This window comes from Streptomyces sp. NPDC047061 (assembly GCF_040643955.1).
In the GTDB taxonomy this organism is placed as follows: Bacteria; Actinomycetota; Actinomycetes; order Streptomycetales; family Streptomycetaceae; genus Streptomyces.
This window is the reverse complement of record NZ_JBEYVI010000020.1, coordinates 177,550-188,028: the sequence shown is the minus strand read 5'-3', so window position 1 is coordinate 188,028 and position 10,479 is coordinate 177,550. Positions and strand designations below refer to the sequence as shown.

At 72.1% G+C, this 10,479-nt stretch carries 9 protein-coding genes; 3 read left to right on the top strand and 6 right to left on the bottom strand.

The window, feature by feature from the left end:
• Positions 1-91: 91 nt before the first annotated feature.
• Genes ABZ887_RS27220 through fae form a run of 5 tightly spaced genes read right to left on the bottom strand, consistent with a single transcriptional unit; the run spans position 92 to position 5,460 of the window.
• Entirely contained in the window at positions 92-1,252 is a 1,161-nt protein-coding gene (locus ABZ887_RS27220; RefSeq protein WP_361294165.1) for an iron-containing alcohol dehydrogenase, read from the bottom strand.
• A gap of 45 nt (positions 1,253-1,297) precedes the next feature.
• Positions 1,298-2,227 (bottom strand): NAD(P)-dependent oxidoreductase, encoded by a 930-nt coding sequence (locus ABZ887_RS27215; protein ID WP_361294162.1) that lies wholly within the window; start codon positions 2,225-2,227, stop codon positions 1,298-1,300.
• 43 nt (positions 2,228-2,270) lie between these two features.
• A complete protein-coding gene (locus ABZ887_RS27210; RefSeq protein ID WP_361294159.1) occupies positions 2,271-3,791 on the bottom strand; it encodes an aldehyde dehydrogenase in 1,521 nt (506 codons plus the stop codon).
• A complete protein-coding gene (locus ABZ887_RS27205) occupies positions 3,788-4,900 on the bottom strand; it encodes a mandelate racemase/muconate lactonizing enzyme family protein (protein WP_361294156.1) in 1,113 nt (370 codons plus the stop codon). The genes ABZ887_RS27210 and ABZ887_RS27205 overlap by 4 nt, the downstream gene beginning before the upstream one ends.
• Positions 4,897-5,460 carry a formaldehyde-activating enzyme gene (fae, locus tag ABZ887_RS27200; RefSeq protein ID WP_361294153.1) on the bottom strand — a complete coding sequence of 188 codons (564 nt, stop codon included), beginning with the start codon at positions 5,458-5,460 and terminating at the stop codon, positions 4,897-4,899. The genes ABZ887_RS27205 and fae overlap by 4 nt, the downstream gene beginning before the upstream one ends.
• A 228-nt stretch (positions 5,461-5,688) precedes the next feature.
• On the opposite strand from fae, the gene ABZ887_RS27195 reads away from it, so the two are divergent.
• The 3 genes from ABZ887_RS27195 (at position 5,689) to ABZ887_RS27185 (ending at position 9,603) form a co-directional block, all read left to right on the top strand.
• On the top strand, positions 5,689-6,477 hold the full coding sequence (locus ABZ887_RS27195; protein ID WP_361294149.1) for an IclR family transcriptional regulator: 789 nt from the start codon (positions 5,689-5,691) through the stop codon (positions 6,475-6,477).
• A 189-nt stretch (positions 6,478-6,666) separates the two neighbouring features.
• Positions 6,667-8,142 (top strand): NAD-dependent succinate-semialdehyde dehydrogenase, encoded by a 1,476-nt coding sequence (locus ABZ887_RS27190; RefSeq protein WP_361294146.1) that lies wholly within the window; start codon positions 6,667-6,669, stop codon positions 8,140-8,142.
• Positions 8,143-8,235: 93 nt separating this feature from the next.
• Positions 8,236-9,603: an MFS transporter gene (locus ABZ887_RS27185; RefSeq protein ID WP_361294143.1), complete on the top strand. Its 1,368-nt coding sequence runs from the start codon at positions 8,236-8,238 to the stop codon at positions 9,601-9,603.
• A gap of 20 nt (positions 9,604-9,623) precedes the next feature.
• On the opposite strand, the gene ABZ887_RS27180 is transcribed toward ABZ887_RS27185, so the two are convergent.
• On the bottom strand, positions 9,624-10,472 hold the full coding sequence (locus tag ABZ887_RS27180) for a trypsin-like serine protease (RefSeq protein WP_361294140.1): 849 nt from the start codon (positions 10,470-10,472) through the stop codon (positions 9,624-9,626).
• Between the last annotated feature and the right edge of the window lie 7 nt (positions 10,473-10,479).

Below are 10,479 nucleotides of genomic sequence, written 5' to 3'. Positions count from 1 at the left end.
ATCTCGCCGACCCACTCACCCATCGCCACAAGACAAGTCTGGTCCCGCCGCTCACGCGGCAGGACCAGAACCCAAGATCTTCATCGACCTTCTAGTACACCGCCTCGAGGATCCCGAGGATCTGTTCCTCGGTGGGCTGCCGGGGCGCGTTGCGGGTGACCGCGTCCGCGAGGGCGCCCGCGGCGATGGGGCGCAGCAGGTCCGGGCGGGCGCCCAGGTCCCGCAGGGGCCGCTTGATGCCGAGCGTGCCGGAGATCCCGCGGACGGCGTCGATCGCGGCGCGGGCCCAGTCGCCGTCGGTGGGCGGGGCGAGGCGGAGCGCGCGGGCGGCCTGTTCGTACGCCTCCCGGGCGACCGGGGCGCCGAACTCCAGGACCTCCTCCAGGACGGCGGCGAGCGCGACCCCGTGCGGGGTGCCGGTGTGGGCGGTGAGGGCGTGCCCGATGCCGTGGACGAGTCCGAGCCCCGAGATCGTCAGAGCCTGGCCCGCCAGGTGGGCGCCGAGCATCAGCCCCGCCCGCGCCTCCAGGTCCGAGCCGTCGGCATGGGCGACGGGCAGCCAGCGGCCGACCATCGCCACCGCCTGCGTCGCGTACGCCACCGAGACCGGATTCGCACCCCGCGAGGCCAGCGACTCGATGCCGTGTACGAGGGCGTCGATGCCGGTGGCCGCCGTGATCGGGGCGGGCAGGCCGAGCGTCAGCTCCGGGTCGAGCAGCGCGATCCGCGGCTTCACCGAGGGGTGGCCGAGGTAGACCTTGCGGCGGGCTCCGGTGTCCTCGATGACGCCGAAGCCGTTGGTCTCCGCACCCGTGCCCGAGGTGGTCGGGATCGCGATCAGCGGCAGCCCGTCCAGCGCCTCCCACAGCGCGTCCGCGTCGGCCGCCGCCGCGTCCGCGTTGCCGACCAGAAGCGAGATGCCCTTCGCCGCGTCGAGGACCGAGCCCCCGCCGAGGGCGACGACCACCGCCGGGCCGAACTCCCGCGCCCGGGCGGCGCCTTCGTCGACGTTGCCGGTGGAGGGGTTGGCGCCGACCCCGTCGTACACCCCGTGCTCGACGCCCGCCGCGTCCAGCACCTTGAGCACCTGGCCGGCGATCCCGGCGGCCCGCAGCCCGCGGTCGGTGACCACGAACGCGCGGCTCATGCCGAGGGCGGAGACCAGGTCCGGGAGGTGCGCGAGGCGGCCGGGGCCGAACTCGATACGGCAGGTGGGGTCGACGGTCAGCTGGCTGGTGAGGGACTCGCCCATGGCGTACGGCTCCTGAGGACGCGGGGGAAGGGGGGACGGGGCTGCTCAGGCGGGCGTGCTCAGCAGGGCCTCCTGAGGCCGCGGCAGCCGGAACTCCCGTCCGGCCAGGGCCTCGTAGAGCCGCACCGGACTCATCTCCCCGGCCAGGTCGCCGTGTTGTGCCTTGGAGCGGCGGTAGATCTGCTCCACCAGCGCGGACAGCTCCGTGGCGACGCCCAGGTCGCGGCCGAGGTCCACGGCCAGGCCCAGGTCCTTGCAGGCGAGGACCATCGCGAACGAGTCGTCGTAGTCGCCGTCGACCAGCACGGACAGCAGGTCCTGCTCCAGGAAGTGCGAGGCGGCCGGGCTGGCCAGCAGCGAACCGCGCAGCACGCCCAGGTCGACGCCCGCCTTCGTGCCCATGGCCAGCACCTCGGAGGTGGCCACGAGGTGGGTGAACCAGAGCAGGTTGATCATCAGCTTGACCGTGTAGCCGGCTCCCAGCGGGCCCACGTGCAGCACCTTGCCGGGGTCGCCCATGGCCTCGAAGACCGGCAGGCAGGTCCGGAAGTCGCCCGTCTCGCCGCCGACGAATATCTGCAGCCGCCCCGCCTCGGCACCGCGCGCCATCCCGCTCACGGGCGCGTCCAGCCGGCGTACCCCGCGCCGGTCCAGGACGTCGGCGGCGATCCGGTCCGCGACGGCCGGGGTGGAGGTCGACATGTCGATCCACAGGGCGCCCTCGGGCAGTGCCTCGGCGGCCCCGCCGCGCAGCAGCACCTCCTCGACGATGCGCGGGTTCGGCAGCATGGTGACGAGCAGTTCGGCGTCGGCCGCGCATGCGGCAGGGGTGTCGGCCCAGCTCGCGCCGAGCGCCAGGTGTCCGGCGGCGGCCTCGGGCCGACTGTCGTGCACGGTGACCGTGTGTCCCGCCCGGATCAGGTGGCGGGCCATGTGGCGTCCCATGTTGCCCAGGCCGATGAAACCGATCCTCATCGTTGTCCTCGCTAGGTGATGGTGAAGTACGGGGAGGGGCCGCTCAGGCCAGGTTGATCCAGGTGGTCTTCAGCGCCGTGTACGCGTCCAGCGCGTGCAGGGACTTGTCGCGTCCCGTGCCGGTGGCCTTGAAACCGCCGAACGGGGTGATGACGTCACTCGCGTCGAAGGTGTTGATCCAGACCGTGCCGGCCCGCAGCCGCTTCGCGGTGCGGTGGGCGACCGTCACGTCCCGGGTCCAGACGGCGGCGACCAGCCCGAAGTCGCTCTCGTTCGCGAGCCGTACGCCCTCGTCGACGTCGCCGTCGTACGACACGACGGCGAGCACCGGGCCGAAAATCTCCTCCTGGCCGACGACGGACGTGTTCGCCACGCCGTCGAGCACGGTCGGCTCGACGAAGCTGCCGCCGGTGCCGGTGAGCGTGCGCCCGCCGCCCAGCAGGACCCGCGCGCCATCCGCCTTGCCGCGCTCGATGTAGCCCAGGATCCTGGCGAGTTGGACCTCGTCCACGACGGGTCCCATGACGGTGGCCGGGTCGAGTGGGTCGCCGACGCGGAAGGTCTCGGCGGTGATCCGCCGTACGGCGTCCAGGAGCCGGTCCCTGACGGAGGCGTGCACGACGACCCGGGAACCGGCGTTGCAGGTCTGGCCCGCGTTGTAGAAGATCCCCCACGCCACGGCGGACGCGGCGGCCTCGATGTCGGCGTCGGCCAGGACCAGTTGGGGTGACTTGCCGCCCGCCTCCACGGCGACCTGCTTGCCGTTGGACTCGCCCGCGTACACCTGGAAGAGGCGGGCGACCTCGGCCGAGCCGGTGAAGGCGATCTTGTCGACGTCCGGGTGGCGGCCGAGCGCCTGACCGGCGACCTCGCCCCGACCGGGGACCACGTTGAACACGCCGTCGGGCAGCCCCGCTTCCGTGGCGAGGGCCGCGAGGCGGAGCGCGGCGAGCGAGGTCTGCTCGGCCGGCTTGAGGACCACGCTGTTGCCGGTGGCGAGTGCCGGGCCCAGCTTCCAACTGGCGATCAGCAGCGCGTAGTTCCACGGCACGACCGCGCCGACCACGCCCAGCGGCTCGCGGGTGATCAGTGCCAGCGCGTCGCCGGGGGTCGGGGCCACCTCGTCGTACGTCTTGTCGATCGTCTCGGCGTACCAGGCGATGGTCTCCGCCGCCTTGGCCACGTCGATGCGCACCGACTCGGTGATGGGCTTGCCCATCTCCAGGGTGTCCAGCAGGGCCAGTTCCTCGGCGTTCGCAAGGATCAGTCCGGCCCAGCGCAGCAGGATCCGCTTGCGCTCCTTCGGTGCGAGATCACGCCAGCGGCCGTCCTCGAAGGCGGCCCGCGCGGACCGAACCGCCCGGTCGACGTCCTCGGCCCCGGCCGCCGGCACCTGGGCCAGCACCGCGCCGTCCCGCGGCGAGACGCTGGTGAAGGAGTCGCCGGAGGTGGCGTCGGTGAAGGCACCGTCGATGAACGGGCGTGTCTCGAAGGCGAGTTTGTCCGCCGCGGCCAGCCAGTCGTCGTACGAGCGGCCAAGCAACTCGTCGATGGTGTACGTCACTTGATCCTCCAGCGGTCGATCGCGTCCTCGTCCAGTTCGACGCCGAGACCGGGCAGGTCCGGGACCTCCAGATCGCCCTCGGCGTTCACCCGCACCGGCTCGGCGAGCATGAAGTCACGGCGTTCGGGGGTCCAGCCGGGCGGGTCGTACGGGAACTCGAAGAACGGGCCGCCGCCGACGCCCGCCGCCACATGGAGGTTGGCGAGCACGCCGATGCCGTTGGTCCAGCTGTGCGGGGTGAACTGACGGTGCTTCAGCTGGGCCAGCTCGGCCAGGGTGCGGGCGCGGTGCATGCCGATCGCCAGCACCACGTCCATCTGGTAGATGTCGAGGGCGTCCTCCTCGAGGTAGCGCAGCAGCTCGGTGGGGGAGTGGTGCATCTCCCCGGCGGCGATCCGCACCCCCGGGTTCTCGGCGCGCAGCTGCCGGAAGCCGTTCAGGTCCGCGTACGGCAGCGGCTCCTCCACCCAGAACACGTCCAGTTCGGCGAGCCGGGCGACGGTCTTGCGGGTCCTGGCGAGATCGGAGGCGTTCGCGGTGTCACCGGCCATCCGCCAGGACTGGTTGAGGTCGACCATGATCTCGAAGCCCGGACCGAGTTCCTCCCGGACGGCACGGACCGCCGCGATGCCCTCGTCGATGCGGTTGCGGTCGACGCGGATCTTCATGGCGCGGAAACCGGCCTCGCGCACCTTCAGGGCGGTCTCGACCCGCTCCTTGGGGGACTTGAGCTCGCCGGAGGAGGCGTAGGCCGGCAGCTTCTTCGCCGCGTTGCCGAAGAGCTCCGACACCGGGCGGCCGTGCACCTTGCCGATGACGTCCCACAGCGCGGCCTCCAGCGGCCAGTAGTGGGCGCCGTGGAAGTTGGCGGTCTCGATCGCCCGCACATGCCGGGTGATGTCGAGCGGGTCCTCGCCGACGAACAGGTGCTTGTACGTCTCGAAGCCGTCCATCAGGTCCCCGGAGCCGATGCCGGTGACGCCCTCGTCGGTGTGGACGCGCACGATCGTCGCGTCGAAGACATGGCGCGGCTCCGGGTCCCAGGCGGCACGGAACGGCGGGTCCAGCTCCAGCCGCAGCCGGTCCAGGACGATGTCGGTGATCTTCATCGGGCGAGCACCTCGGCGGTCGGCGTGTAGAACGGGTTGGCCGGGCCATCCTTGGCGGCCGCCAGCACGTCGGACACCGTCGGCGTGCCGGTCACGGCGGCCCGGACCGCGCCGTACGCGGCGGCGCGCTGGTTGCGGAAGGAGGCGTCCAGGTCGCCGACCGCCGGGTTGACCCACACCGCGGCGATGATCAGCAGGTCGTCCGCCTCCGCCGCCGGGATCAGCCCCTCCTCGACCGCGTCCGCGACCCCCTGCGCGAGGCCGGCCTGGGCGGAACCCCAGGTCGCCCGCTCGTGCAGCTCGCCCGCGGCGGCGGCCTTGGTCACGAACAGCGTCAGCGGCTTCACCGGCACCGACGGCCGGACGACCGTCAGGAACGGGACGTGCCCGGCGCTCGGGGTGGCCAGCGCCGTGGCCCATGCGGTCTCGACGGGACCGCCCTTGCGTCCGATCACGATGTTCGTGTGCGCGGCGTCGACGCCGTCGCCGACGAACGACTCGCCGATCAGCGCGGTCGCCGCGAAGCCGGGCGGGCGGGTGGGGGAAACCGGCGTGGGCATCGGATCTCCTGGGCCTGGGAAGTGTGCTTCACCGGGCGCAGAAGGACGAACCCCGTACAAGGACGAACCTCGTATTCGGTGCAGTTCATCCGGCCCGATGCGGCGAATCTAGGTCGGCGGCCACCCCCTCGCAAGGCGCCGGCGGGAATCGAAATGCCGGTTGCTCTGCTGACAACCCTGACTCTGACCTGGGGTTCCGCTCTCCGAATCCCTGCCTACGATGACTCCGTGACCGACTCCTCCGCGGCCTCCCGCGGCCACGGCCTCCGCCGCGACATCGACCTCCTCGAAGCGCTCGCCTCCGACGAGGCCCAGAACGCCGGAGGCCTCGGCGTGGTACGCCTCGCCCAGCTGGTCGGCCGGGAGAAGACCCAGATCTCCCGGGCCCTGAAGGCACTGGCCGCCGAGGGCATCGTCGAGCGCGACCCCGACACCCTGGAGTACCGCCTCGGCTGGCGGCTCTTCTCCCTGGTCGCCCGTACCTCCGAGAGCCGGCTGGTGCGGGTGGCCGAGCCGGTCATGCACGCGCTGTCGGCGGACCTGGAGGAGACCAGTCACCTGTGCGTGCTCAGCGACCGCGACGTCCTCACCCTGCTGTCCGTCTCGGGGCACTCCTTCCGCGTGCACGGCTGGGAAGGGCGCGGAGTGCCCGCCTGGCGGCTGTCGGCGGGACGCGTGCTGCTCTCCGACGCGACCCCGGACGAGCTGTACGTCCGCTTCGGCACCAGCGGCGAGATGCCGGTGCAGGACCTGTGGGCGCTCGTCCAGGACGCCCGGCGGCAGGGCTACGCGCGGGTCAGCGAGGAGTTCGAGGAGGGGCTGGTCGGGGTGTCGGCGCCCATCCGGGACTTCCGGGGCCGGGTCGTCGCCGCCATCAACATCTCCGCCCCGAAGTCCCGGTTCGGCGACCGGCTCGACGAGGCGGGGCGCACCACGGCACGGGCCGCGACCCGGGTGTCCGCGCTGCTGGGCTGGGAGCCCCGGCGTGCCGCGCCGGCCCGGACCCGGCTCACCTGACGGCGGTGCTCGGGCGGCCTCCCCGCACCTGACGGCGGTGCTCGGCCGGCCTCCCCGCGTGATCGGCGAGTTGCCCTCACAGCAACCACCGTTGCGATCCGCAGGGGGTGCCTTGTCGGCCCCATGACGCGCTCGTAAATTCACCGCCCATCGGACGAGCCTCGTCCGGAACGGAGAAAAGAGCAGCTCATGAACCTCGCCGGCATCGACCTCCTGGCCAAGGCGCCGTTCGCGGAGGGCGATGTGTTCCTCGGCGGCCGCTGGACCGAGGCCGCCGACGGACGCACCTACCCCGTGTACGACCCGGCCACCGGCGAACTGATCCGCCAGGTCTCCGCGGCGGGCGAGGAGGACGCCCGCACGGCGATCGGGGCCGCCGGGTCGGCCGCGGCCGGCTGGCGCGCGACACCGCCCCGGCGCCGTTCGGAGATCCTGCACGACACGTTCGAGCTGATGCGCGAGCACACCGACGCCCTCGCCCGGCTCATCGTGCTGGAGAACGGCAAGGCCTACCGGGACGCGGCGGCTGAGGTCGGGTACGCCGCCGAGTTCTTCCGCTGGTTCGCCGAGGAGGCGGTCCGGATCGACTCCTCCTTCGGCGACGCCCCGGCCGGCGGCTACCGGCACGTCGTCCGCAGGCACCCCGTCGGCGTCACCGCGTTCGTGACCCCCTGGAACTTCCCGGCCGCCATGGCCACCCGCAAGATCGCCCCGGCGCTCGCGGCCGGCTGTCCGGTACTGCTCAAGCCCGCCCCGGAGACCCCGCTCACCGCCCTGGCGGTGGCCGCACTGCTCACCGAAGCCGGCCTGCCCGAAGGCCTGTTGAACGTCCTGCCCACCGACCGCGCCGCCGAGGTCGGCTCCGCCTGGCTCGGCGACGAACGGGTCCGCAAGTTCTCCTTCACCGGCTCCACCGCCACCGGCAGACTCCTGCTGGAGCAGGCCGCCGCCAACGTCGTCAACGTGACCATGGAACTGGGCGGCAACGCCCCCTTCGTGGTCTGCGCCGACGCCGACGTCGACGCCGCCGTACGGGGCGCGATGGACGCCAAGATGCGCGGCGGCGGCGAGGTCTGCATCGCCGCCAACCGGTTCTACGTCCACGCCGACGTCGCCGCGGAGTTCACCGAGAAGTTCGGTGCCGCCATGGTCGCCGTACGCGCCGGATCCGGCCTGGCGGAGGGCGTCACCCTCGGCCCGATGATCAACCAGCCAGCCGTGGACAGGATCCGCGACCTGGTCGCCGACGCCCTGGCGCGCGGCGCGCGCATCGCCGCACAGGGCGAAGTGCCCGACGGACCCGGCCACTTCCACCCTGCGACCGTCCTCGCCGACGTCCCCGACGACGCCCGCATCCTGCACGAGGAGGTCTTCGGGCCCGTCGCGCCGCTCACCACCTTCACCGACGAGGACGAGATGCTGGCCCGCGCCAACGCCACCGTCCACGGCCTGGCGTCGTACGTCTACTCCCGTGACGTCGGCCGCGCCCTGCGCCTCGCCGAACGCCTGGAGGCCGGGATGGTCGGCGTCAACCGCGGCCTGCTCTCCGACCCCGCCGCGCCCTTCGGCGGCGTCAAGCAGTCCGGCCTCGGCCGGGAGGGCGGCCGCGAGGGCATCGAGGCCTTCCTGGAGACGCAGTACATCGCCCTCGACTGGCCCGTCTGAGCCTCTGCCCCTTTGAACCTCTGTCCGTCCGTGTCCTGAACCTCTGTCCGTCCCCGTGCCCGTCCCCGCACCCGCTCACCCCAAGGACCGCTCATGGCAATGACGCCTGCGACCCAGCAACCGCCCGGCACCCCGGAAGTGCCCGCCGACCGCGCCCGTGAACGCCGCCGCCTGCACACGAAGCTGAAGCTCGCCACCCAGATAGGCGAGGGCATCGACGGCTACATCATCGGCGGCATCGGCATGGCGATGACCGCCCTCACCGCCGATCTGCACCTCTCCACCCTCATGGAGGGCCTGGTCGGGGCGTCCCCGCTGATCGGCATCTTCGTCGGCGGCCCGCTCTTCGGCCGCCTCGCCGACCGCTTCGGCCGCCGTCCGGTGTTCCTCGCCGACATGCTGATCTTCCTGGTCGGCTCGGTGCTCCAGTTCTTCGTCACCGACGGGCTGCAGCTCTTCCTGATCCGCCTGCTGATGGGCGTGGCGATCGGCGGCGAGTACGCCATCGGCGCCCCGCTGCTCTCCGAGTACGCCCCCAGACAGGGGCGCGGCCGGCTGCTGGCCAGCCTGGAGATCAGCTGGTACGTCGGCTACGCGCTCGCCACGGTCGTCGGCGCCCTGTTCGCGGACGTCGACGGCGGCTGGCGCTGGTCCCTGGCCAGCAGCGCGGTCATCGCCGTCGTGTGCGTGTCGCTGCGCGGCGGCATCCCGGAGTCGGCCCGCTGGCTGCTGAGCAGGGGGCGCCGGGAGGAGGCCGAGGCGCTGATCGAGAGGTACGGCATCGAGATCGACGTCGACGCGGAACTCGACGCGCGCAGCACGACCGGACAGGCCGGGTTCTGGGCGCTGTTCAGCAAGGACCACCTGCGCAGCACGGTGTTCGCGAGCGTCTTCTGGGCGGCCCTGGTACTGCCGTACTTCGCCATCGGCACGTTCTGGACGCAGGTCTTCGACGCCCTGCACATGGGTGACAACGCGGTCGCGGCGCTGCTCGTCTACTCGTTCACCGCGGTCGCCGGGGTCACGGCCGGCTGCCTGGTCGTGGACCGCATCGGCCGCCGCAGGCTGCTGATCCCGCCGTTCTGGATCACCGCGGCCTGTCTGGCCCTGGTCGCGGTCTGGCCGCACTCGACGCCCGTCATCGTGGGCGGCTTCCTCTTCTTCATCTTCCTCAACGCGGCCTCCAGCGCACTCACCGCCGTCTACCCGCTGGAGGTCTTCCCCACCTCCCTGCGTGCTACCGGCGTCGGCTTCGCCACCGCGATGAGCAGGGTCGGCGCGGCCGTCGGCACCTTCCTGCTGCCGATGGGCCTCGACCGGTTCGGAGTGGAGTTCGTCCTGCTCGTCGGCGCCGGGGTGCTCGCGCTCGGCGGTCTGGTCTCCCAGTTCCTGGCCCCCGAGACCACGGACCTGGACCTCGCGAAGGCGGCACGGTCGGCCCGTGGGCCGGCGGGCGGCTGACCTCTCCCGACGTGACGCGGCTACGGCTTCTGCGTGAGTACGGTGACGCCGAGTCCGTCGGCCGACTCGATCTGCGGGAGCCTGTGGAAGTACATCACCGCGTCCTTGTGCTGGGGCTCTTCCTTGTTGGGGCCTCCGCCGACGAGCATGCCCAGCAGGACGGCGTTGCCCTTGTCGTCGAGCCGGTACACCGGCGAGCCGGAGTCACCCTTCAGGGGGCCGGACGAGACCTGCTTGGTGGCGGCCGCGAGGCCGACGGTGCAGTCGTGGGTGTGCCCCGGTTCCTCACTGCACAACGTGCCGTGATCCGGGGTCCGGACCTCGAACCCGCAGTTCACCTTGGTGACCATCCCGCTGTAGCAGACCATGTCCCCTTGCGCGACGGAGCCCTTGCCGACCACCCGGACCGCGCTGGGGACCTGGGGATCGACCCAGATCGTGGCCGCGTACGTCTGCGGTCCGGACTGCCCGCGCACACCGGTGATCAGCTCCATGTCGTGGTGTCCGTCGGGAACACCGTCCTCGAATCTCACGACCGTGACCGTGCCGAAGTCGATGGCTCCGCCGGACCGGTCGTGGCCGGAACCGAGGTCGGTGTCCTTCTTGAAGCAGTGCCCGGCGGTCACCATGCCCTTCTTCCCGGGGTCGGCGTTGAACCGCACGGCGAATCCCGAGGTGCAGTGGTAGTCGCTCTCCTTCACGGTCGGGAAGACGGAGAGGGCTGCACCGCCGAAGTGCGGTTGTACGTCGTTGGCCCGGCCGTACGGCGCCGGTTCGGCCAGCGGGCGTGGGGCGTGGAGCGCCGACGGCACCAGGCTGAGACAGCCCACGGCGGCAAGGGCGACAGCATAACCGGTGGGTGTCCGCATCCGCATG